Origin of the sequence: Halobacteriovorax sp. YZS-3-1, from assembly GCF_047084945.1 — a bacterium.
GTDB classification, from domain to species: Bacteria; Bdellovibrionota; Bacteriovoracia; order Bacteriovoracales; family Bacteriovoracaceae; genus Halobacteriovorax_A; species Halobacteriovorax_A vibrionivorans.
This window is the reverse complement of sequence record NZ_JBKIYI010000001.1, coordinates 2,024,331-2,049,783: the sequence shown is the minus strand read 5'-3', so window position 1 is coordinate 2,049,783 and position 25,453 is coordinate 2,024,331. Positions and strand designations below refer to the sequence as shown.

The following is a 25,453-nucleotide window of genomic DNA, read 5'->3' as shown; positions in this document are numbered from 1 at the left end:
GGATTTATATATATGAAAGTAAACCATTTAGTATTTCTATTCATGATTATGTCGCTTATTGCTTGTGTTCCTACGACAAACACAGGGCGTAGTGACGTTAATTCATCAGATACGACTGATATTTCAAAAAGGCATCAGGTGTCTTTAATAGAGGTATCAAATAATGAAATGACAATTAATGGTACTAATTTATCGACAGTAACTTCAGTTAAGTCAAAATATGGCCCTCAAGTTATCAATTTTAATATTTTATCTAAATCAAATAATACACTTCGATTATCAGTACCAAATGGAATGAAGCTTTTAAGTGGCTTCATTTATGACTTAGTGATAACTGATGCTTTTGGACAATCGACAACGAGTATTAGTTTTGATGTTCAAAATGATTCAATTTCTACAAGTAAAATTCAAGACGGAAGTATTACGAATTCTAAATTAAGCTCTCTTGGTGCTTCTTCAGCTGGCCAGGTCCTTCAATATGATGGAACTTCTTGGGTTGCTGTTAATTATACGGGAGGTAGTAATTACCTTGGCCGTATTGAAGTTGATCCAGGTGGAGGTATTACACAACCATCAATCAGTGGATTAAATAATGGTGACTTCTATGTCGTCAATGATGCTGCACCTGTAACAGGTGATCTTAATGGTGATGGAAATATTGAAACCTATACAGCAGGTGATATTATTCGTTTTAATTCCATTACTGGAAAGTGGGATCTTCAATCAGGAAGTGGCTCATATGTTGGGCCATGGAGTGTCAGTGGATCAGATATTCTTCGCACTGGTACTGGACAAGTAACGATCTCGGAGAATCCAGTAGCAGGTCCTGCAAAGTTTAATTTAGGCCGTGCAACAGTAAGCCCTGCAACAGCAGAAGATAGTATTCTATTTAATATTGGTGGTGATGTTCCTTTTGGAATTACATCTAATTGGTCAAGAGCAATGTCTTTTGGTTTAAGACAGGAACAGAATGCTACGATGGGAATTTTTAGTACGACAAATACTAATCAAGACCAAGCAGAGTATTTCTTCATTGATGTTGATCGTCAGGGGAGTCTAGATCCAGACTTCTGGAATAATGCAGAACTCTATATTTCAATGGATGGAGAAGTTGGTATCGGATCAACACCTTCTGGTTCATATACTTTTGAAACTTATGGTAATGGCCGTTTTTCAACGAATCTTGATGTTGATGGCACTATCACTGCAGCAGCTCTTATAGGTGATGGTTCAGGTATAACAAATGTAAATGCAACTAATATGACAAATACTGGAACGACGACTATCCGTGGTGGTGGAAGCGGTACAGGAGATGTGGCATTTCAATCTGTAACTTCTGATTATGTAATCTATGATGAGAATGGTTACTTATCATTTGGCCATAGTGCAAATTCTGGTGATTACACTGCAACAGCACAACTTGATGTAAGAAGTAATGCTGCAGATGCTGTTGGACAATTTTATTCTTATGGTGGAAATCAATCTTCAATAAATCTTGCAAGTTCGAGAGGAACAACGACAGCAGCAGCAAATACTGGCTCTGGAGATGTTCTTGGACAATTCAACTTTGGTGGAGATGTCGGTACAGGTATTGCTAATAGTGCTTCAATTAGAGCAACTGCAACTGAAGGCTTTTCAGCAACAAACCTTGGTACTCAATTAAGTTTTTCTACAACTGCAAATACAACATCGACTCTACAAGAAAATATGCTTCTCACTCATGATGGTAGACTTCTTGTTGGAAACTCTGCAATTGCTGATGGGTCGACGAATACACTAGTTGTAGGCGGTGATACACAAATAAATAATAATTTAACAGTAGCTGGTACATCTAGTTTTGCAAATGTTTCAATGACTGGTAGCTTAACTCAAGGTGGAACGTCAGTTTTTAATAATACTATTGATGTGAATGCCGTTGCTACAGTTGATTCTCTTGTTTCTGAGGGAGGAATCACTAATACAGGTCTTTTAGATAATAATGGTAATGCTGATATTAGTGGAACACTACTTGTTTCAGGACTTGCTTCTCTTACTGGAGGGGCCACTATTACAGGTGGAAATCTTGCAGCAGATACAATTACTGTCAACAGTATCACTGGTTCAAGTACAGCGACTTTTGGAGTCTTAACTGCAAGCGATCGCGTTGTTGCAACAGGTGCATCAAATGAAGTTGTTTTTAAAGGTGGAACAGATGATAACTTTGAAATTCTAGTTGATGATTCAACAGGAATTCACCTCGGTAATATTAATACTGGAGGAAGTGTAACTTCAGCTCTACCGATATCTTTTTATACAGATGACGCAGAAAGAATGAAAATTATGGGCACTGGTAACGTGGGGATAGGTTCAGCTGCTCCAACTGAAAGACTTCATGTTGTTGGAAACTTAAGAGTTGAAGGCTCAACTGATTGTACTCTTGGTGGCGGAGCTGGTGCAACAAATTGTACTTCAGATAAAAGATTAAAAGATAATGTCGTCAATATTGATAATGCCTTAGATAAAATTAAAGCCTTAAATGGAGTTGAATTTGATTGGAATGAAAAGTCTGTTTCTCCTGGCAAGCATTCTATTGGTGTTATCGCTCAAGATGTACAAAGACAATTTCCTACGGCCGTTATTGAAAATAGTGAAGGATGGCTGGCCGTGGATTATGCTGTTTTAGTTTCTCCATTAATTGAAGCGGTAAAAGAGTTGGATAAGAATCTTGATATGTATAAAACGATGAGTGAAGGAATGAGTGAAAGTGTAATTGAAAACACTCGTCAAATTGCTTCATTAAAAGAAGATAATGAGGTCCTAAAAAATCAAGTTAAAGAGCTTAAAGATGAGAATAAGCAGATGAAAAAGGCCCTTTGTAGCCTAAATTCGAACTTTGAGTTCTGTCAGTAGTTGAGCGTTTCGCCAGAGTATCTGGGCGATTTGCCTTAATTGTGTCTATGTAAGTATCTGAAAAAACAATCTTTTCTGTTCTGAAGAGGAAATCTTCTATAATACTGAAATAACGTAAGTCTTTCTTTAAAGTAAAGAGTTTAAATGGCGATAAGTTATTGGGATATTTGGGAAAGATATGAATCGAATTTTAATCTTAACATTATTTATTGCGGGACTAATTTCTTGTACTCCGCAGATGAATTCACTAAAGCAGGCAAACTGTAATGATGGCCATTACTTTGATGAAGTTCGCCGCACGTGTGTTCTTGATGTTTCTCCCAAAGCTCCAGTAGTAACGACTAATGCTCTTACAATTGTTGAAAATACTGTTAAAACTAGTTATCAAGTTGAATATACCGATCAAAATAATGGTGTGCCAACTTCATGTACAGTTGTTGATAGTGGAACAGGGCTTAATCAAAGTTTAACAGTAGGTTCTGTTACTATTGAAAAAGTTAATACTTGGCAAAACTCTATAAATTACCCAACTTTATTTTTTGAAATTGTCGATAATCCTTCAATTATCTCTGGTGGGGAAACAGCTTCAATTATTGGTAATACAATCACTGTTGAAATTGATTCTGGTTTTTCAACATCACTTCAAATTACAAATGCAATTAACTCAGATCCAACTGTAGGAGCAATTTTAAATGCTTCAGTTACAGGTGCAAATACTCCAGAGTCAATTACTCCTGGATTAAAAACACTAGGAGCAACATGTGCATGTGCAAGTGGTACTTGTACTGTTGATATTGAACCATCTAGAAACACAAATGGTTCAACTTTTGTTGATCTCTACTTATCAGATGATGATGGTGATAGTGCGACTTCTCGTATTTATATTGATGTAACAAACGTTGATCAAGCACCACGAATCACTTCAACAAGAACTGCTACAGTAAACGAAGATGACGTTATTAGTTACGAATTTGACAGCGAAGTAAATGAAAATCCATTAACAGGGTATTTTGATTACGATGGAGACTTTGCAACATTTTGTAGTGCAACTTCAATACACGCAAGCGTTCAAAACTCAAATGTCACATGTACATGTTCACTAGGTAAGTGTACGTTAAATATTGTAACGGATAAGGATTACTTTAATACAGTTGCAGAAGACTTAGTTGAATATCAAATTTATGCTAATGGGCAATATTCAAATACAGGTGTTGCCAGTGCTTTAATAAATGCTGTTGACGATGATCCTGTTCCGGGAAGCTCTCTTGTTATAACTGTAGATGAGGATGACTCTGGATTGCCTTCATCGACGACGACAGCTTATTTTTCTTTTCCAACTGCAAGTGATGATGGTCATGGTGGATTCTTATCTTCTGATTTAAGATATCGTCTTAAGAATCTTGCAGCATTCCCTGATATTCAAAGCTCTAATTGTGATTCACCAGCGGCCGTAGATGATAGCTTCTTATGTAATATTGTTTTTGATGGTGATGCTAACGGTACATTCTCTGTAGAGTATGAGATTGCTGATGGCCTACCAACTTTTCATTCTACAGGCTATATTACTATTGTAATTAATGCTAAAAATGACCCTCCAGTAATTTCTAGTAGTACATTTACTCATACAATGGATGAGTCAACGGATTGGAATGCTGTTTCTGAAACAATTAATCTTGGAACAGTTTCTGATGTTGATAATTCTCTTACAGGTCTACAAGTTTACTTCTTAGACGGAGCTACACGTGTTAACACAATGGCCGGTAATTCTAGTGTCACAGGAAGTGAGGGAACAATTAGTGATTGTGCAATTGATACAAGTGGTGACATTACTTGTTTATATACAACAATTAATGGAAATAGTGCCAATAGTGTTATTGGAACACCTGATAATTTTCAATTTGTCGTAAGAGATACTGCAAGTGCAGAATCGACTATATCTACTCTGGATGTAACTGTTACTGAAACTTCTGATGCTCCAGTTATCTGTCAGTACTCTCAATATAATAGGAGAGAAGGACGCACTGAATGTGGAGTTAACGATTGTATTGGAGAGGGTGCACCAAGTTTTAATCCTACATCTCACACGACTTCAAATCCTGTAATTTACTATGATCGCACAAATAGTCTTTGTTATGAGTCATCAAATACGGCGTCATGGGAAATTGCGACAAATAATGGAAACCAAAATGCAAGCTACATTGGTGATGTTGTCATTGGTGAAAAAGAAAATGTAATAATTGATAATGTCATTGTGAGTGAAGGTGGATCTATTGCAAATGAGTCCGCTCAAGATATTGTTGTTGAAAATATTACTTCTACAAATAGTGTTCTAATTAATCCTGCAAATATTTACTTCTTAAAAGATGTAAACTTAGATGGGAATTACAATGATATCTCTGTTAATGGACCAAGTGGTGGAATTATTAATAGTGGTGCTTCTGCTAACGAAAAATTAAGAATTAAAATGATTCCTACTTCTTCTCAATTTGGAGAGTCGACGATTTCGTTTGATATTGTGGACAATGGAACAGGTACTCCACGTACAACAATAAGCTTTAATGTAAGAGTTGAGCCTCAGACAATTACACACAATGGTTGGGCCAATATTAAATCGATTGGAACAAAAGTTAATCATTATGGAGTTCGAGTTGAAGATAGCTTTACATGCTCTCACTCATTAACGAAGTGCCAAAGCGGTCAGGAGTGTTATGGTGCATCTGATCCAAGTGGTTCAGTTACACCTGATGTAGCCGGAGCAGTTTATCGTACATCTTCAAACCAGTGTTATTATTCAACAGGTACAACACCTTCTGACTGGGTTTTAATTTCTAAGCAAGTAGCTTGTAATATTAGTGAAGTTAATCGCCAATATACTAGTAGTGGAATCCTAGATGATCCAACAACAACTTGTGACGATCTAGGAAGTGGAAGTTGTATTGGTGATGTAACATATGATGACACAGCAACAGGTTCTGTAAGTGTTGTTTTTAATTCTCAAACGGAAACTCTTGTTGCAAGTGAGAATAAAGGTAAGTTCCTATTTAACACAGCTTATGAGCCAACAACTGGAACAGATTGTTTTTATTCTGATGGTTCTGATTGGATTCCTTATCACGGAACATCAAAAGTAACTCTGGAATGGGAAGACTTTACAGTAAACACTTCTGGGGCAATCCAAGGTTATAATGTTTATCGCAAGCAAGCTGGAATGGTGAATAGCTTTAATTATAATAAGCCAATTAATCGCAACTTAATTACATCTTCAACGACTTATGTTGATAATGGTCAAAACTCACGTCTTGCACCAGTACCAAATCATACATATATCTATGAAGTTAGACCGGTACTTAGTTATACAAATCAATTAGGTGCAACAGAAGAATTAGAAATTACAACAAATAATAAAGTTGCAAAGGTGAGAGTTATTGCACCTGCTGAAAATTATGCATTTGTTCACCGTTGGATGGTTAATAAGAAAGCTTGTACAATGATGCATTCGACACCATTTATAGATAGTGACTATATTTGTGAATATGCAGGTCTTGGTGATGAAAATAATGCAACGCTTGGATATACAGTATATGACTTTGGGAAAGATTTAATCGTTCCTCGTTTTGAAATGGGGTGCCCATATACAAAAACTGGTTGTAGCACATCGGATGGACAATGTGTTGGTCAGTCCGCTGTCGGTGTTTCTGCTGCTAATGTAGGTGATATCTTTTATGAGCGAAACTCTGGCCTATGTAAGGTAAACAATGGTGGTTCAACTTGGTTAGATTATACAGGCCAAGCTCTCGATAGCGCTATTGCTTCTCAGTCATATCTACCTCCTCTTACAAATGTCGATATGGACGAAGCGGCTGCTGCATGTACGGCCATGACAAATACACACGCAATTACAGGTTATAATCTTGGAACGACTTTCAAACTGCCAACACGTGATGAGCAAATTGCTTATTCGGCCTGGGATGTAAGAAATATCTCTGATTCTTCAATTGAAGAAATTGAAAGAGGCCTTTCTTTAAATTCATCAAGTAAGTGTAATTCTTCACTAGCAAGTGGGCTTGATAGCTCTTATATGGATATTGATAACCTCAGTTCATCAGATGTTCACTCGATACCTGGAACTTACTCTTCTGGAATTCGCTCCCTGTATACAGGATCATCTTTTACTGAAACTTGTACATCAATGTTTGGTATTCAAGACGCTGTTGGAAATATTGCAGAGATTTCTAGTACAGATTATACATTTAATGCTGCAAACTTTACGTATGACTTTGCCAGTATTTTATCTGTTGATACTGATCTTTATGGATCAGGTAGTGCAAATTATGTAATGGATAATACGATAGGGCCATGTGAAGATAGTGACGCATCTCTTCCTTGTGAGGGAGAGCTGGATAATTTCTTATTTGAAGACCAGTCATACTATAGTTCTCGCTATTTTAATTACGTCTTTGGTATGCCTATTACGACTTCTGCCTATGGAAATGCCACGGCCGATTCTCTTTTAGAGAAGTACACTCTTCGTATTGGTTCAAGTGCTGGACTTACTAACTCACAGCTCCATGATGATGGCTTCTTCAATGAATACACAAATGTTGCAACAGGAGCAATGGTAAGTGGTGGTGATTACACTCGTCTTAACGCAAGTGGTGTCTACACAGTCGAGCTTTATCCTGATGAAACAAGAACGTCACGTGTCGGCCTTCGCTGTGTTGTTGAAATTGACCCTGATCAGTATGTCTCTGAATAAAATTATGTTATACTTTCCAAGAATTTTACATTCATATTGGGGGAAGTATGTTCTTTGGGCGAAATAAGCAAAAACTTGATGATAAGGGTAAAGGGAAGGTCATATCTTTTCTAAACCAAAAAGGTGGCGTCGGAAAGACGACGATGTGTTTTAACACGGCCTATGCTTTAGCTCAAAAGGGTCATAAAGTTCTTGTCGTGGATATGGATCCTCAGGCCAATATGTCCTATCTTTTTGGAAGAGAAGAAAATGAGAAAAGTATCTTTAATCTTCTTTTGAATACAGTTAAAGAATTGAAACAGATGCATACAAGTGTAATTTTTGAAAATGTCGTTTACAAGACTGAAGCGGGAGTCGATCTTCTCCCTTCGGCCCAAGAGCTTTCTGGTTTTGAACTCTGTGTTGCTTCAGTTAACTCCCCAAGACAAACTATTCTAAAAAAATATATTGAACAGGCCGGACTTAGAAAACGATATGATTATATTCTTGTGGATTGCCCTCCAACTCTGGGACTTCTCGTGGTTAATAGTATCTGCTCAAGCGATGGCGTGATTGTTCCATTTAGACCTGATGATTTTTCAATGAAGGGCCTAGAGCATTTTTATCGCATGCTTGGGGATATCGAGGATATGGAATTAGTAGAACTTCCTGAAATTATCACTCATATACCAAATCTTATGGACTCAAGACGCAAGCAAGAGGAGAGTGATCTACACGAGATTAAGGAACTTATTCGTAAAGTTACTGGCAACGATAAGTATATTGCTCCATTCTTTAATAAGGCCCAAATCGTAAAGTCACAGGCCGCTAAGAAGTCTATTTATGATTATAATTCCAAGGAATATCGCCCGCTTCATGAACAATTTAATAAAATCGCAAATTTAATTGATTCGTGGAATGAAGCGAGTTTATAGTCTATATGATAAGATTAAAGAAGAATGATGAATTAAGGAGTTTACGTGGCATCAATTAAGAATCCTCTCTATGTAGTAACAAATGAAGGTAAAGACGTGGAAGGTGTGGCCAATTATATTGAACTTGTTATCAAAAAGCTTGGTTTAGAGCCTTATCTAGACTTATTGGAGTCTATGATTGCAATGATTACCAATCAGGTTGGTAATTATGGATTCTTTATCGCACTACAAAATCTTGTGGATCATATTGCTGAGCAAATCGAAAAAATGCTGGAGTTTGCTTCACGCATCATCTAAATAGTGCTAAACTCCTGCCATATTAAAAGACCCTTAAGGTAAGGAGCCTATTGTGCAAATTCAAGAAAGAGTTGATGCTCTTGTGGAAGAGTTTAATAAATTCAATGATTGGGAAGACCGCTACATGCATATTATTTCCATGGGAAAGAAAATGCCTGCACTACCTGAAGAATTATATAAAGAAGAATATAAGGTTAAGGGATGTCAATCTCAAGTATGGCTTATCCCTGAGCTAAAAGATGGTAAGGTTATTTTCCAAGCAGATAGCGATGCGGCCATTGTTAAAGGTATTGTTTCAATCCTTATTGGGATTTACTCAGATGCTACTCCTGATGAGATCCTTGCTACGAAACCAGACTTTCTCGATACGATCGGCTTAAGACAGCACTTATCAATGTCACGTGCTAACGGCCTATCAAGTATGATTAAGCAAATTTCCATGTATGCTCTCGCATATAAAACTAAGTTACAAATGGGATTATAATATATGTATTTAAATAATATTAGACCTCGTCGTAATCGCAAAAACCACGCAATGAGATCTCTTATGCGTGAAACGATCTTAACAGTTGATGATTTAATTATGCCTCTTTTTATTGTAGAGGGTAAGGATCAGATCATTCCTGTTGATTCAATGCCAGGAATTAGTCGTTTTAGTCGCGACTTAATTGTAAAAGAGGTCAAAGAGCTATGGAATCTTGGTGTTAAGTGCGTCTCATTATTTCCTGCTCTAGATGATTCAATCAAGGATCGTCTTGCTACTGAATCAAAGAACCCTGATGGACTTCTTCAAAAGACAATTAAAGATATAAAAGATGCATGTCCAGATATGCTCATTATGACAGATGTTGCGATGGATCCGTATTCTAGCGATGGTCATGATGGTATTGTTTGTGAAAGAACTGGCGAAATCTTAAATGATGAGACCTTAGATATTCTCTCTGCTATGGCACTATCTCAGGCTCAGGCCGGAAGTGATATTATTGGCCCTAGTGATATGATGGATGGAAGAGTTGGACATATTCGTGAAACGCTAGATAGTGAAGGCTTTCATAAAACTCAAATCATGTCTTATACGGCCAAGTATGCTTCGGCATTCTATGGACCTTTTAGGGATGCTCTTGATAGCGCACCTAAGGCCGGTGATAAGAAAACTTATCAAATGGACCCTGCAAATCTTACTGAAGCTCTACGAGAGATTGAACTTGATGAGGCAGAGGGTGCAGATATTCTTATGGTGAAACCAGGAATAAGCTACCTTGATGTTATTGCAAAAATGAAAGAGAGAACGAATCTTCCAGTTGCTGCTTATAATGTTTCTGGCGAGTATGCCATGGTTAAGGCCGCAGCTGAAAAAGGCTGGATAGATGGCGAAGCTGTAAGTCTTGAAATGCTAACAAGCTTCAAGCGTGCAGGTTGTGACATGATTTTGACTTATTTTGCAAAAGAGTGTGCGATTAATTTTGCTAAGAATTAATTTTTTGATTTAATAGGGATGTAGGCCTTTGCTCTTTTTTCGCGGGCCTGCTTCTCTTTGACTGAAGCAATTCCTACTAAAATACCGACAATAATTACTGGAATCCACATATAGTTCCATCTCCTTTCTTAAGGATATTGTATCATCCTTTCATTGTTCATATCGACAAATCCATGTCAATTTTTAGCAAGGTTGCCAAATAACGGGAATTACTGGCCAATTCCAACGCATTTTATTGCTTTTAGGATAAATTATTTTGTCACAATTGCTGATTTCTTGTGTCCTAACTTTGCCATTTGAAGTTTTAAACTGGTATTATATGAGTAAGATTTCAATTATTTAAGCCAAGTTTAAGGAAGATTACACATGGATTTTTGCCAGATTCTATCAGCAAAACAAAAAGCACTACAAATTAACCTCGACAACTCTGTCTATGGAAGCTTTGCCGAAATTGGGGCAGGTCAGGAAGTGGCCAGAGAGTTCTTTAGAGCAGGTGGAGCTGCTGGTACTGTTGCAAAGACAATGTCGGCCTATGATATGCAGATCTCTGATTCAATTTATGGGATTGAAGAGACAAAGCGTTATGTTTCATTAGGTCGTTTGAATAAAATGCTTGAGACTGAATTTTCAAAAACATATGATCGTCTAAAGGACTCACGCGATGACTCAACTAAGTTCTTTTGCTTTGCCGATACAGTGGCCGCAAAGAGCTATTCTGGCAAAGGTGAATGTCATGGCTGGTTAGGTGTTCGTTTTCAACACGCTCCAGGAGCACAGCCTTCTGACCTTATTCTTCACGTTAAAATGTTAGATCAAGAAAACCTACAGCAACAAGAGGCCGTTGGTTTCTTAGGTGTGAATATGATTCACAGCTGTTTCTATAATTCAAATGATACATCAAGACTCGTTTCATCTCTTATGGATAACCTTTCTACAAGTCGTTTGTTGATTGATATGATTGATGTACGTGGCCCTGCATTTGAAGGCCTTGATCCAAGAATACTTTCTCTTGAACTTGTAAAAAGAAAATTCACATCTGCAGTTATGTTTGATGAGAATGGAAGTGTTGTTCAAATTAAGGATTATCTCTATCGAAAGCCTCTTGTGGTTCTTAGAGGATCTTTTAGGCCACCGACAAAAGGGAATTTAGATGCCCTTAAAGTTGGTCGTGAACATTTATGTACTACTGAAAAATGTGAAAACGTTGTGACGTTATCTGAGATTTCGATGTCAAAGCTTTTATCTCGAAGCTCTGCAATCGATAATGCAGACTTCTTAGCAAGAGTTGATCTACTTACAAAACTTAAGCAAAAAGTTCTTATTACTAATTTTGCTTCATACTTTGAGCTTAATCAATTCCTACAACCAATTTCTAAAAGCCAAATTGCGTTTATTACAAATACATATAACTTAAACGAAATTCTAAATATCAAGCACTATGAAGATACTTCATATGGGATCTTAGGTGGCCTTGGTGAGTTATTTGGCCTTAATACTAAATTATTTCTATATCCATGTGCCGATGATAATGATGCAAATAATCGTCTAGGCTTCTCTGATGTTAAATACGATCCAACTCTTGAGTATCTTGTAAAATACCTAAGAGATAATGGACTCATCGTTGATTTAGAGGGATTTGATTTCGAATCATCAGGTATTTGGTCTCGTACAGTTATTGAAATGATTCAAAAAGATCAAAAAGGCTGGGAAGATAAGCTTCCAAAAGTCGTTGCTGATCACGTTAAAGAGAAAAAACTATTTAAGAGTTAACTATGAAAAAAATTATCTTATCACTACTTGGGGCCGTATTCTTATTAATAACTACCGTATACTTCCTCTTGTTAGGCTCATTTCCAGTTATGGAAGGAAGTTTAAAAATTGGTGATATCGATAATGAAGTTCAAATCTATCGTGACCACGAAGGTGTTGTTCATATCGATGCTAAAACAAGACATGATATGAATTATGCACTTGGCTTTTCAATGGCAAGTGATAGAGCTTTTCAATACGAGCTAATTGCTCGCGCAGGACAAGGACGACTTTCTGAAATTCTTGGGCCTGACTTAGTTGCTGCTGATAAATTATTTAGAACTCTCAATTCAAGCTATATACGCAATGATATTCTTACAAATCTTGATCCTGTCGTTCGCAAAGATCTCGAATCATTTATCGCTGGTTATAATTATTACTTAGAAAATAGCATTCGACCGATTGAATATTTTATACTTGGAATCAAGCCTAAGAAAATTAATCTAGAAGATATCTATGGTGTCTTTGTCTATTTAAATTATAGCTTTTCTCCATTTATGAGAAATGAGATTGCTTATCAACAAATCATGGCCGACGTAAAACACCGTGATTTAAAATATCTCTTTGCAAATAATGAAGTTGATTTATCTCATCGTCTTCGTCGTGTCGTAGAAGCTCAATTTATTGACTACGATGATCTTCTTGAAGGGATTGGTACCTTCACAGGCTCTAATGCATGGGCCATAAGTGGGGATAAAACTCGATCAGGTAAGCCAATTTTAGCAAGTGATCCACATATTAAATTTTCAGCACCTAATATTTGGTATGAGGCCAATATTAAAAATGAAGAAGAAGGTTTTCATATGTATGGCCATTTTCTTCCAATGATTCCTTTCCCTGGAATGGGACATAATCGTAATCACGGTTGGGGATTAACAATTAGCTATACAGATGATGTGGATCTTTATCAACTAGACGATGACTTTGATATTGTTCGTGTTGAAAATTCTGTCATAAAAGTAAAAGGTTCGGCTCCTATTAACTTTAACCTTAAGTGGTCTGAAAAAGGCCCTATTGTTGATGAAATTGTAAAAACAGTAAATAAGGATTCAAAGAATATAGCAGCACACTTTAGTTTTTTTCAACTAGGTAATAAGCCAATTGAAGGCTTCTATGGGCTAGGGCGCGCTAAAAGTTTTGAAGAGATAAAAAAAGCAACAAGTATTGTTAAGTCACCTGGGCTTAATATTGTATATGCAGATGCCAAGGGAAATGTTGCTCGCTTAGTTATGGGTGATAGCTATAATAGATCTCATCCTTATGAGTCTGATCTTGTACAAAGTGCTGATCGTAAGATCTTAGGAGCTTATGATTTCGATGATAAGCCTCATGAGATAAATCCAGAAAATGGTTTTGTGGTCTCGGCCAATGATGCTCCAAAAACGATGAAGGAAGGTATTCATCATCGTGGTGGCTGGCATTCTGATAATCGCTACAACACAATTCTCGAATCTCTTAAGTTACGTAAGAATTGGGATATCGACTCTCAGAAGATGGTACAAACAGCTAGCTTTAGTAGTCATAATGCTATTATTCAAGAAATGATTATTAAATCTGCTAAAAGAGTTAAGCTCAATAACTTAGAACAGCAGGCGTTGGAAAAGTTAGCACAGTGGAAAGGTCATTCGCGTCATGATCAAGTGGCCCCAACAATATTTCATGAAGTAAATATGAATATTAGAAGGCTGTTGATGGATGAAATGGGTGATAATTATCTTAATTATTGTAAGGCCATAAATTCTTGGACTTTTTATTATCGTTTACTTGATAGGCCTTTTGATGCTTGGTGGGATATTGAAAAAACTGCTCCAGTCGAGGAACGCTTTGATGTTATGGCCATGGCATTTAAAGAGTCTGTTGCAAAGTTAAAGGAAAAATTAGGGACCGATATTGGTACATGGCGATGGGGCCGTGTTCACAAACTTAAATTCGTTCATCCGTTTGAAAAGAATAAATTCTTAGCAAAGATTTTTTCTCATGGGCCGTATGAAGCAAATGGCTCAATCAATAGTATTAACCATATCAGGCGTGTAAAATGTAATAAGGGCCACACTCCAGTGACTGGGCCAAGTACGAGACGCCTTGTTGATTTTGCTAATGTTGATCTTTCATATGGCATCTTACCTCTTGGTAATTCTGGACATATGTTATCGCCATACTATGACAACCAAAGAGAAAGATTTTTTAATGATGAATATCGTTATCAGATTTTCAACTTTGATTTAGTTAAGAAATCTGGCCCTAAGGTTTTAACCCTAAGGCCAATATAGAATTACTTTAAACGATCAATAGATGAACGATTTGGTGCGTGCCAACGCTCATTTTCAAGTGACTTAGCAACTTGTTTCGACATCTCAAAGTTAACTTCTTCAGGTGAATAAGTAACACCTGGATCTTTTTGTACATGTAGAGTTTGAGTAGGGAAGGCAAAGTTAATACCGTGCTTTCTTGCAACTTTTAAAATATCTAATAGAAATTTATGTTTTTCATGTAATTCGTCATCCCATGATGGAACTTCCCAGAACATATAAACAAGAATATTAAGAGAGCTTGCACCCATTCCATTAAAATATACTTGAAAGTTATCCTTACGTGTAAATGGATGAGCGATGATGATTTGTCTTATACTCTCACAAAAGTTTTCAATTTTTTCTGGTGGAGTAGCATAATCAATACCTAAGTTTGTATTAAATCTACGATAGCGACGTCTTCCAAGGTTATCGATATTTGCATTGATAAGAGTACCATTTGGAACAGATAAAACTGAATTATAAAATGTTCTAATACGAGTTGATCTCATTCCAACTTCTTCTACAATCCCTTCAATATCATCATTGATCTTAACCCAGTCACCAATAGTAAATGGATTATCAAATAATACTGTGAATGAACCAAAGAGATTTGAAATTGTATCCTTTGCTGCAAGAGCAAAAGCAATACCACCAATTCCCATACCTGCTAGGATGGATTTCATATCCAGCTCTAGTGCATCACCAATGAAAATGATACCAACAGCAAAAATAAAGAATCTTGCAGTTTTTCTTACAAGGGGAACAATAATATCATCGAATTTATTCTCAGTATCACGGGCCTTATCTTCTAGGTAGAGACAAATGACCGTTAGTAGCTCGTTTAAGATCATAATCATCGCGACAGCAAAAATGATGTCACAGGCTTTTATGATAAGAACAAGAGCGTCAGTCGGTAAATCAATCCATGTACATAATGTTTTAAAAATATAAACAAAGGTAACAATTCCAAAAGGTGCAGTCAGTCGGTTTTGTTGTTTTTCAGTAAAGCTTATATTTCTCTTTTTTAGGATTGAAATTGCTTTAACTGCAATATAGTGACGTACAATACGGTCAAAAACAAAGCTTATAAGAGTAATTATAATTAATAGAATCCAATGGATATTTAAAAGAAGAAATCTTTGATGAAATGTCCATGGAGGAAGATACTCTTTAAGTCGATCTTTTATGGACTTACTGTAAACAACGTCTTTGGCCGTTTGTTTTCCTCTAAGTGATAAGTCGTAGTGATATAGTGATTTCGTTGTTTCTTCAGTAAAGAGCCAAACAATTTTCTCATCTCTTTCAAATTTTTGTAAAGAAATTTCGACTTGATGATCATCACCATCAACATGGACCTTAGATTTGCGGTAGTACCAAATATCTGTATTAGGCTTCTTAGGGATTTTCTTTACATCGATATATTCAATACGATCAAGAACCGTTATCAACGTTTGAGCATAGTCTTTAAGTTTAACTTCTCTAACTGATTCCGGAAGATAACTACCATCAAAAGTCTTTATGGCATATTCTAGTCCAAGGTTGTTTCCTAGTTTATAGGCCTTCATATTCTTGAGATAGTAATTCATTGTCGCTCTAGGTGTACTTAAGTCGAGAGGGACGATTTCATTTGCAAGCACTTGAACTTTGCAAATAGTTAAAAGTATAAGGAAAAATTGGATAAAAGTTTTATACATAAACACTCTTTTTATTACGAAAAAAAATTAATTGGTTACCTTGACAATTATAAATGAGCTCCCATCTTATTTATAGAAGGGGAAAAATACCTCATAATTTTAGGTGTTTATGCCCAAAATTTACGCGGAGGATTTTTATGAATAAGTACGATTCAATCGTTGCAGGAAGTTTGGACATTGCCCAAACTCTTCTTATGGAAAAGAAGAATACTCAACTATCCGAATGGCACCTTGCCTATGGACTAGTGAAGAATCCATCTTCTTTCTCTTCAAGATCTCTTAAGAATAAACTGAAAGAGATTAAGACAGAAGTTGATCGCCTTCCTCAGGCATCAAGTGAAGTGGCACTTGATAATATAAGACCGACTGCTGGACTCAGTAAGTGGTTAACTCTTGCATCTTCTAATGCAATACAGAGTGGACGCCAGGAAATTTCAGAGACAGATTTACTAAAGAATATCATTACGATTCTTCCAAGCTTGAATATTGATCCTACAATTTTCTCTCAAAACTTTGATGGTGATGAGGAAGATGAAGTGCCATCATTCTTAACAAATCTTAATGAAATGGCACAAGAAGGTAAGCTTGATCCAGTTATTGGCCGCTCAAAAGAAATTCGTGCGGTAATGGAGATCCTAGGAAGACGTGGAAAGAATAACCCTGTTCTTGTAGGGCCTGCCGGTGTTGGTAAGACTGCTATTGTTGAAGGTCTTGCTGAGATGATTGTTAAAGGCAAGGTTGCAGATGTATTAGAAGGAAAGACTGTTTATGCTCTTGATATGGGAGCTCTAATGGCCGGAACTAAGTTTCGCGGAGAGTTTGAAGAGCGACTACAAAAGCTTTTAAAATATATTAAAAAGAATGCAGCCACTTCGATTCTCTTTATCGATGAGATCCATCAACTTGTTGGTGCAGGTAAAACTGATGGTGCAATGGATGCGGCCAACCTTCTGAAGCCGGCCCTTGCTAGAGGGGAGCTAAATTGTATTGGTGCTACAACTGATGAAGAATATCAGAAATATATCTTAGGTGATAGTGCTCTTGAGAGAAGATTTAGAGCTGTACCGGTTAATGAGCCATCAAAAGAAGATGCCATTGAAATTTTAATGGGGATACGCGATAAGCTTGAAATTCACCATGGTATTAAAATTTCTGATGAGGCCATCTTTAATTCAGTGATACTCTCTGATCAGTATATAACTGATAAGAATTTACCGGATAAGGCCATCGACCTTGTGGATGAAGCTGCAAGTGCGCTAAAGCTTTCAGCTGAGGCCATGCCTGCTAAGTTAGTAGAGCTAGAAGCCGAGATTCGCTCAAAGAAAGTTAATGCTCAAATTGATAAGGAAAATGAAAAACTGAGCTCTGAAATAAAAGAGCTTGAAGAGCGCTTTAATGAACAAAAGGCCAAATGGGAAGATGAAGTTCTCTCTCTTAAAAGAGTCTCTGAACTTAAGAATCAGCGTGACCGTTTAACTTTTGAACTTGAAGCAGCAGAAAGAAATCAAGACTATGAAAAAGCTAGTGAGATTAAGTATTCAAGACTACCTGAGATTGAAAAAGAGTTAGAGTCTTGTCATCATGACTGGATTCTTGCAACTAAAGATATTGCAATGGTTATCTCAAGACAAAAGGGAATTCCTGTTGAGAAGATCTTAAAGTCGAGACAGTCTCAAATTCTTCAACTTGAAGGCTTTTTAAAGTCACGTGTTTTTGGACAAGATGAAGCATTACAAGAAATTGCTGATACTGTCATTACTTCTCATGCTGGACTAACAGACCCATCTCGTCCATTAGGCTCATTCTTGTTAAAAGGTCCAAGTGGTGTTGGGAAAACTGAAACAGCAAAAGCATTGTGTGAGTTCTTATTTGATACACAAGATAACTTAATTCGCTTTGATTTATCAGAATATAGTGAAAAACATTCTGTTAGTAAGCTTATAGGTGCCGCTCCTGGTTACGTCGGCTACGAAGAGGGTGGTGTTTTAACTGAAGCTATCAGACGCCACCCTTACTCTGTTATCCTTTTTGATGAAATCGAGAAGGCCCATCGTGACTTTGGAGATATTCTACTCCAAATCCTTGATGACGGGAGGCTAACTGATAATAAAGGAAGAACGATTGATTTTAAAAACACAATTATTCTTCTAACAACAAATGCTAAGAATGTTGAACATGCATTTAAGCCAGAAGTTTTAGGCCGTCTTGATGCAGTCTTAGACTATAATCCGCTTGATCGCTCAATTATGAATTCACTAATTGATAAGCAGATCAAAGAATTAAACTCGAGACTTCTTGCACGTAAACTGAAGGTCAATATCTCTGATAGTGTAAGAGCGAGATTAAACGAGCAAGGTTATAGTGAAGATTACGGTGCAAGGCCACTTGCCTCAACTTTTAATCGACTTGTAACTAGACCGCTGTCAAAAGAGATTATGTCTCATGACTTAGAATCTAAAGATTTAAATATTGATTATAAAGATTCTGAAATAACGATTAGGTAAATGTTAAGGTACGTCGATACTTTTGGTCAAAGGCCAAAAGTATCGACGTACCTACTTCTTAAAGGGAAGAAGCTCATTTAATTTTTGATGATAACGTTGCACTTGTTTATTCTGGTTTAGTACATGTTGTCTAAGAGCTTCGTGAATCTGAGTATTCTTTAAATGATGCCAGGACTCAATTTCCACTGGACGAAATCCTCGGTAAAGTTTTTGTTCACCTTGTGCGCCGGCCTCAAATATTCTAAGCCCTTTATCTATTGTGTATTCCATTCCCATGTAATAACACATTTCAAAGTGAAGAAAATCAAAACTGCTTTGATAAAGAGGATGAATTCCCCAGTAGCGTCCATAAAGCTTTGTCTCTGATTCAAAGAACATTGCCATGGCAATAATCTCATCTTCTTTACTTGCAAGATAGGCCAGGTGGAAGAAGCAATTATCTAATTCTTTAAGTCCAATAAAGAACTCTAACGTTAAATAGGGGTAGGCTGATTTCTTGTCGATAGTTGTTAAATATATTCCATAGATCTGCTTAAGTTCTTCTATTTGTAGATCTCTTGCGTCTACTTTCTCTATTTTAAGCTCGTATGCATCACAAGTTCGTCTTTCTTTTTTTATATTCTTTCTTTTATTCTTTCTTAGTTTTGAAAGATAATCTTCAAAAGAGTCATATTCATTTATGAAGTGATATTGAGTCGTGACTTGTTTAAAGAAACCTATATCCTCTAATTGTGTGTATTTGTTGTCAGTAAAATAATAGTGCTCACTTGAAAAAGGAGAGTTTTGATAAAACTCAAATGATTCTTTTAAAAGATCTGAATCAAGATCTTTTGTGAATTTACTATTATTAACAGGTGTAAAAGGAATAGCATGAATGAGTTTGGGGTAATATTCAAGGCCCATTCTGTAATAAAGGTCGGCCCAGGCCCAATCAAATATATACTCGCCGTAACTATGATCTTTTACATATGAGATAAGAGTGTTGTCATTTTTAGTTAGGTGAACTGGATGCCAACCTCTTTGAGGAGATGCACTCCCACTGTCTTCTATGATTTTAAGAAAGTGGGAGTTAGCAAAGGTATGCATTATTTTTCAAGCTCTTCCTTAACTTGTAGTTCAAGTTGGTTGTAACTGAAATTCTTTAATGGTTTCCCATTGATAAAGAAAGTAGGGGTACCACGTACTCCAAGTTTCTTTCCATCTTCCATGTCTTTTTTTACAATCTCCATGAATTTTGGATCGTGCATATCTTCTTTTACTTTTTCAATATCTAGTCCCTCAATTGTTGGAAGATAATTCCAGATGAGATCAGGTCTTGGGTTGTGATGATTTCCCCAAGCTGGTTGACTTTTAAATAAGACACCAAGGGTCTCCCAGTATTTGTCTTGCTTTCTCGTTGCCTCTAGAATTGCAATGGCATAACTTGAATTCTTGTGAAAGGCCGCATAACGAACTACAAGTCTTACTTGTCCTTCGTACTTTGCCATAACATTTTTAACATATGGATAAAATGCGCGACATGATTCACACTCTGGATCAAGAAACTCTACGATTGTAACAGGAGCATCTTCTGGTCCCATTGATGGGGCATAGTCTGGAACAAAGAGTTTATAATTTTCATTAGCTTGCATACCAAGCTTCTTACTTTGTTGTTTTTTGTAAACTGTTGTTGCGATAGCAAAGATTGCAATTAGAGCAATCACGACACTGATGATTTTGTAATTCTTATTCATTTGTTGTCCTCATTGATTTTTTATTTTTGTAATATATTACTAGAGTTATTAGTAAAATTGTAAATGCCATAAGTGATAGAAATGGAATGGAAATAAATCCAAACCAATTTATCCATTTTGCTGAACATGGTACTCCATTTAAACAAGGTGAAGCACTCTCTGGTATAATTTCCCATTGAAGAAGATTGTGATAAACGGCAATGGCCCATCCAATGACAGTGAAAGGAATACTTGTTTTCATGCAATAGTGTTCTTCATCGTAGACGCCAAAGAGAAAAATTATAGCAAGGGGATACATGGCCACTCTTTGGTACCAACAAAGTGAACAAGGAGTGAATTCCATAATAACACTAAAGAATAAGCTTCCTACTGTTGCTATCATAGCAACAATCCAGGAAATAAAAATGAGATTTGAGTTTTGTTTTTTCATAAATTTACCTCTGGTCTATTTTGTCTAAAAAGTATGACATTGACCAGAGGTAAACGTTTATTAAAGAGTGTATTCTGGTGTGAATTCTTGTGCGCCTTCTTCTAAGACTACTGGAGTTGACTCTGAATGCTCATCTTCTTCAATTGACTCAGTGCTTGTCATGCTACCTGTCGTTCCCATTTTAAAAAAGTGATTCAGGTTTTCTTGCAGTTTTCTCATCTCTTTCATGATTGAGTCTGCTTCTTTACCTTCATAAGTTAGCTCTTCTAGAAGAATTCTCGTTAGATTTTTATTTAGTCTCTTAGAGAGGTTTCTTAGATGTGCATATTCTTTTGGAAGTGGAATCATTGTTTCAATTTCTTGATTTGCTTCTTCAATTCCACCACGTTTTGCAGCTGTGATAATTTGCTTTGCTTCCTTTACTGTTTTGTCAGCAATCATTGGAAGGATCTTCTCTTGTGTTTCTTTATCAAGCTTAATGATCTCATTTGTTTGGCTCGCGTTTAAGTGGCCAAGACGACGGGCCTTCTTAACATGTTCTGAAGCAAGTGCGTCTCTTTTGATTGCACCTTTAATAACGCTTTTAGAAAGTCCTGTTTTTTGGGCAGTAACAGCTGCAAAAGAGTCCATATCTTGCTCTTCTTGAGCTTTTTCAAGTTTCTTCTCTTCAGTCGTTGTTGCGATTTTATCAACTTCAATTTTTGTAGCAGTTGGATTTAATTCTTCATAGATTTCGCGACCACGGTTAAGACACTTCTCAAACTCAAGTTTATCAAGTGGCTTTCTAACAAGGTTTTCATCAATTGAGATAAGTTCTTGCTCTAGGCTCTTTCTATCAACAACGTGAACTGGAATATCAGTGATTCCTAGCTCTTTTAAAGCTGTATATCTTCTTGCTCCTGCAAGTAATTCGTTTTCTTTATTAATTGTGAGAGGATTAATTAGTCCAATACTTTCGATACTATTTTTTAATGTTTCTACATCTGTCTCTGTTCTAAGGTACTGAGAATTTAATTTGATTTCATCAATATTGATTGTGGTAGTTTGCATTTATGTCCCTCATAAAATTAATTATATGAATAATCGTGTGTGTTGTGTGAAGGCATTTTAAGGTGCATTTTTAATTCTGACTAGATCTGACAGGTATTGTAAGAAAGTATTTAGTATCCGCGCCCCGTGTTAACTCTCTCAATTATGCGTAATGACACTTTTGTGGGGAGCGTCGTTAAAAGTGATTTGAAAATTCTATTGAATCTGCCAGGAATAATAAATGGTGATTGTTTAGAAAGAGCATTCAATGTTTCCTCAACAACCTGTTTTGGCCAAATACCTGAGAAGTGTTTTTTCTCTTGTTTACCTTGATTAATTCGAAATTGAGTATAAACGAGTCCTGGGCAAACAGAGATAACAGTTTTATTCGTTCCAATGAGATCGCGATAAAGAGCAAGGGAAAAAGAGTGAATCATGCTTTTTGAAGCAGCGTAAATGCATTGTCTAGGAACAGGGAAGAAAGCATAAAGAGAGGCCACGTTAATAATCTGTAATTGATCATCTTGTTTTAAGAAGTGATGTGTCAGTCTCATGGGCACTTCAACGTGAACTCTTTGCATGGCAATTTGTTTTTCAATATCAGTATCTTGATATTTACCAGCTACTCCAAAACCTGCATTATTGACGAGGTAATTAATTGGGGTTGTTACTTCTTTAATTAAAAACGAGCTGGCATCATCTTCTATGAGGTCTTTAACTATAACCTTGCATTCAACGTGATACTTATCTTGATAAGTCTTTGCATTTGCACTTAATTTTTCGCTATTTCTGCCGTGAAGGTAGAGATTTATTCCAGCACTTGCAAAGTAATTAGCAAAGGCCTCACCCATCCCCGTTGTGGCACCTGTTATAAGAGCGAACTTCTTATTCTTTGTCATAATACCAGATTCCCATGTTACGAGGTGATTCTTCTTCATCAAAGAAGCTCATAAGCTTGGCCTCTTTATTCATTTCTTGTAACATCATAACACGATCAATAAGGATGTATAGCTCAAGTGCTCGTCCAAATTGCCAGCGAATAATATCGCAAAGAAATAGTGTCTCTAGAATAACTTCATGCTTTTTTAAATACTCTTCAAATTCTTCATCTGAAAAATTTATTGGTATATTATTTTCGTGGCACTTTGATTTTGCATAGGTTGCAAAGTCACCAAGATAAAGCCTTTTATGTGCATCACCAATAGGCATAACTTCTTTGTCTTGTCCGTAGATATCATCAATATAAAATTGTAAGCAGTAGCGATAGTATTTAACTTTTCTTTTTTGCTCAAAATCTTCATAGGTCATACTTTGATGACCTCTGGTCGCAAGAGTGCAGCTATCGCGTCCAAACTCAAGTGGATTATTTTCTTTGGCAAAGTTTGAGAGGTTAATATCACTTTTAGGTGTAAGCTTATTATAGCAGCAACCGAAATTTAGCATTCCACTGCTTTGATGTTTCGCTGCAACCTGCATATGTTTAACAGCAAGTGGGCCGCAAGTATGAAGGCCTAGTGAAAATGAATTATCACAAAAGATTTCTTCATTCTTTTCATCTGCTAAATCGATTGAAAAGTCATGATTGATAAATTGGACATTCTTGTGACCTTGCGGCTTAGGGAATTTTTCAAGTCTCTTTTTCCCTATCTCTTGAAACTCTGGATTTATATCAAGACTGATCATATCCATACCAAAGTAGTAGGCTAGAGTTCTACTAAGGTGGCCTACTCCTCCGCCGATATCAACAACATGTTTAAATTTGATCTCTTTATTCTTTTGTAAGTTCGTGAGGAAGTTTGCAATAGTTAGAATCTCGTATTGCTTCTTTCCCTTAACTTTGTGAAAGGCCCAGCTTGGAAGCTTCTCAATTCCTGCCGTCATCTCTTTATCAATGACCTCAACTTCTTCTAAGCTCTTTAGTGAATTAAATAGATCTTTTAAGTCTGATTCTGGAAGTGAGTCATAAATTCTTTTGCAATCAACTTTGAATTGTTCTTGAGGTGTTATTTCTCGTAGTGGTGCAATGAGCTCTTTAGGATAGACTTGATCTAATTTTCCAGCACGGAATTGATCAATAACTTCTCTTTGCCATATTTCACTATATGGCCGTAGAATGTTTATAATAGAAGTAAATTGCTGCTGGTAATTCATCACGTTATTTATAGCATGACTAACCACCATTTAAAACGGGACTTTTCTATGATTATTAATGAATCTCTTAATCCATATAATAAAATTGCAGTTGTAGGACTCGGTGTTTCAGGTCGCTCAGCTCTTCGCCTTCTGACATTTCTTGAAAAGGACGTTTATTTAGTTAATCAAGGTGAGGTTGAGACTTGGCCAAGATATGAAGAGACAAGAAGTATTCTGGGCAAGGTGGAGCAAGAGAATTCAAATGAGCTATTAAAAGAGATGGATTTGATTATTTTATCTCCAGGAATCTCTAAGGATATTGATATCTTTGATGGTGTTACATGTCCTATTTGGTGTGAAATTGAACTTGCTTATAAATTTGCTGATGCTCCAATTCTAGGAGTTACTGGAACTAATGGAAAAACCACAGTTGTTAGCTTTCTTGCAGAGTGTGCAAAGTATGATACGACAGGGGATTACTTCATAGGTGGCAATATTGGTGTGCCTTTTTGTGATTATATCTACGATCGTATGAGTGGTGAAAGAGAGCAGGCCCAGGGAATTATCCTAGAGCTTTCAAGCTTTCAGTTAAATCTTATTGAGGAATTTCAATGTGATGTGGCCGGACTTTTAAATCTCACTTTTAGTCATGGCGAGCGCTATCATAGTATCGAGGAATATGGACTTGATAAGTATGAAATCTTTAAGAATATGCAAAATGGTGGTGTGGCCTATTTTCCAAGTGGCCTTCCTGTGGCAATTCCATATGAGATGAGAAATGGCCATGCACTAGATCTTGATATGAAAAAGATTATCTCTGAATTATCTTCTTATATCGATGTCTCAAAACTTAAAATATTTGGTGAACACAATATTATCAATACCTACTTCGTCTACCTCTTGTGGGATGCTTTTACAGGTAATATCGATGCTTTTAAAGGTGCTTGTGAGAGCTTTCATGGTGTTGAGTATCGCTTGCAATTAATTAAACATGAATCTGATCAATACTTTTTTAATGATGCAAAATCCACTAATTGGGATTCTACTTGTATTGCACTTAAAGGAGTTGAAAACTTAGGAAATGTGGATCTTATCATTGGTGGTCAATTAAGAGGCGAAGGTGATAATCAGCTTTCTCGCTTAGATGAATTCAAGAATGAGATAAGAAAGATTTACTTTTTTGGTGAGTCTGGAAAGATTTTAAGTAATGAATGCCGTGAAATTGATTGTGAGTATTATGAGAATTTGGATGATGTGTTTAAAGCTGGATTTGAAGCAAAAGTAATTCTCTTTTCGCCGGCCTTTCCTTCATTTGATCAGTATCTGAACTATATCAAAAGAGGTGAGCACTTTACGAAATTAGCGCTTACTTAAGAACAGAGATCTTAACTTCATGTGGTTTGGTATCTCTCATATTGTCAGCAATTGCGACTTTAAATAGAAAAATGATAAGAATACCTAAAATAAATTTTCCTGACTTTGATTCCATAATGTGAT

At 36.4% G+C, this 25,453-nt stretch carries 18 protein-coding genes; 10 read left to right on the top strand and 8 right to left on the bottom strand.

Annotated features, from left to right (window positions below; all coding sequences use genetic code 11):
- Nucleotides 1-12: 12 nt before the first annotated feature.
- The 8 genes from ACMAZI_RS09705 (at nt 13) to ACMAZI_RS09670 (ending at nt 14,412) form a co-directional block, all read left to right on the top strand.
- Nucleotides 13-2,889, top strand: a complete 2,877-nt coding sequence (locus tag ACMAZI_RS09705) for a tail fiber domain-containing protein (protein ID WP_412473267.1) — start codon at nt 13-15, stop codon at nt 2,887-2,889.
- A gap of 178 nt (nt 2,890-3,067) precedes the next feature.
- Nucleotides 3,068-7,645: a hypothetical protein gene (locus ACMAZI_RS09700; RefSeq protein WP_412473268.1), complete on the top strand. Its 4,578-nt coding sequence runs from the start codon at nt 3,068-3,070 to the stop codon at nt 7,643-7,645.
- 47 nt (nt 7,646-7,692) lie between these two features.
- The gene (locus ACMAZI_RS09695) at nt 7,693-8,559 is read left to right on the top strand and encodes a ParA family protein (protein WP_115363880.1); all 867 of its coding nucleotides are present in this window, start codon (nt 7,693-7,695) and stop codon (nt 8,557-8,559) included.
- Nucleotides 8,560-8,604: 45 nt separating this feature from the next.
- The gene (locus ACMAZI_RS09690; protein WP_115363878.1) at nt 8,605-8,856 is read left to right on the top strand and encodes a hypothetical protein; all 252 of its coding nucleotides are present in this window, start codon (nt 8,605-8,607) and stop codon (nt 8,854-8,856) included.
- Nucleotides 8,857-8,908: 52 nt separating this feature from the next.
- Nucleotides 8,909-9,340, top strand: a complete 432-nt coding sequence (locus ACMAZI_RS09685) for a SufE family protein (RefSeq protein ID WP_115363876.1) — start codon at nt 8,909-8,911, stop codon at nt 9,338-9,340.
- 3 nt (nt 9,341-9,343) lie between these two features.
- Nucleotides 9,344-10,333, top strand: a complete 990-nt coding sequence (gene hemB, locus ACMAZI_RS09680; protein WP_412473269.1) for a porphobilinogen synthase — start codon at nt 9,344-9,346, stop codon at nt 10,331-10,333.
- Between the two features lie 366 nt (nt 10,334-10,699).
- On the top strand, nt 10,700-12,103 hold the full coding sequence (locus ACMAZI_RS09675) for a TonB-dependent receptor (RefSeq protein WP_120404669.1): 1,404 nt from the start codon (nt 10,700-10,702) through the stop codon (nt 12,101-12,103).
- Between the two features lie 2 nt (nt 12,104-12,105).
- The gene (locus tag ACMAZI_RS09670; protein ID WP_412473270.1) at nt 12,106-14,412 is read left to right on the top strand and encodes a penicillin acylase family protein; all 2,307 of its coding nucleotides are present in this window, start codon (nt 12,106-12,108) and stop codon (nt 14,410-14,412) included.
- 2 nt (nt 14,413-14,414) lie between these two features.
- On the opposite strand, the gene ACMAZI_RS09665 is transcribed toward ACMAZI_RS09670, so the two are convergent.
- Entirely contained in the window at nt 14,415-16,019 is a 1,605-nt protein-coding gene (locus tag ACMAZI_RS09665; RefSeq protein ID WP_158536929.1) for a mechanosensitive ion channel family protein, read from the bottom strand.
- Between the two features lie 245 nt (nt 16,020-16,264).
- Between ACMAZI_RS09665 and ACMAZI_RS09660 the strand changes: the two genes are divergently transcribed.
- Nucleotides 16,265-18,631, top strand: coding sequence for an ATP-dependent Clp protease ATP-binding subunit (locus ACMAZI_RS09660; RefSeq protein WP_412473271.1), 2,367 nt, complete (start codon nt 16,265-16,267; stop codon nt 18,629-18,631).
- Between the two features lie 51 nt (nt 18,632-18,682).
- Here the strand turns inward: ACMAZI_RS09660 and ACMAZI_RS09655 are convergent, their stop codons facing one another.
- From ACMAZI_RS09655 to ACMAZI_RS09630, 6 genes are all read right to left on the bottom strand, one after another.
- Nucleotides 18,683-19,717, bottom strand: a complete 1,035-nt coding sequence (locus ACMAZI_RS09655) for a peptidogalycan biosysnthesis protein (protein ID WP_412473272.1) — start codon at nt 19,715-19,717, stop codon at nt 18,683-18,685.
- Nucleotides 19,717-20,364: a DsbA family protein gene (locus tag ACMAZI_RS09650; RefSeq protein WP_233500286.1), complete on the bottom strand. Its 648-nt coding sequence runs from the start codon at nt 20,362-20,364 to the stop codon at nt 19,717-19,719. The genes ACMAZI_RS09655 and ACMAZI_RS09650 overlap by 1 nt, the downstream gene beginning before the upstream one ends.
- Nucleotides 20,357-20,794, bottom strand: coding sequence for a disulfide oxidoreductase (locus ACMAZI_RS09645; RefSeq protein WP_412473273.1), 438 nt, complete (start codon nt 20,792-20,794; stop codon nt 20,357-20,359). Before ACMAZI_RS09645 ends, ACMAZI_RS09650 begins: the two co-directional genes overlap by 8 nt.
- Before the next feature lie 60 nt (nt 20,795-20,854).
- Nucleotides 20,855-21,844, bottom strand: a complete 990-nt coding sequence (locus ACMAZI_RS09640; RefSeq protein ID WP_412473274.1) for a ParB/RepB/Spo0J family partition protein — start codon at nt 21,842-21,844, stop codon at nt 20,855-20,857.
- Between the two features lie 110 nt (nt 21,845-21,954).
- Nucleotides 21,955-22,761, bottom strand: coding sequence for an SDR family NAD(P)-dependent oxidoreductase (locus ACMAZI_RS09635; protein WP_120404673.1), 807 nt, complete (start codon nt 22,759-22,761; stop codon nt 21,955-21,957).
- Nucleotides 22,709-23,974, bottom strand: a complete 1,266-nt coding sequence (locus tag ACMAZI_RS09630) for a methyltransferase (protein WP_412473275.1) — start codon at nt 23,972-23,974, stop codon at nt 22,709-22,711. Before ACMAZI_RS09630 ends, ACMAZI_RS09635 begins: the two co-directional genes overlap by 53 nt.
- 48 nt (nt 23,975-24,022) lie before the next feature.
- Here ACMAZI_RS09630 and murD point away from each other — a divergent pair, with 48 nt between their 5' ends.
- Nucleotides 24,023-25,330 (top strand): UDP-N-acetylmuramoyl-L-alanine--D-glutamate ligase, encoded by a 1,308-nt coding sequence (gene murD / locus ACMAZI_RS09625; RefSeq protein ID WP_412473276.1) that lies wholly within the window; start codon nt 24,023-24,025, stop codon nt 25,328-25,330.
- Here the strand turns inward: murD and ACMAZI_RS09620 are convergent.
- Entirely contained in the window at nt 25,323-25,445 is a 123-nt protein-coding gene (locus tag ACMAZI_RS09620) for a hypothetical protein (protein ID WP_255509259.1), read from the bottom strand. The two genes, murD and ACMAZI_RS09620, sit on opposite strands and share 8 nt — an antisense overlap.
- Between the last annotated feature and the right edge of the window lie 8 nt (nt 25,446-25,453).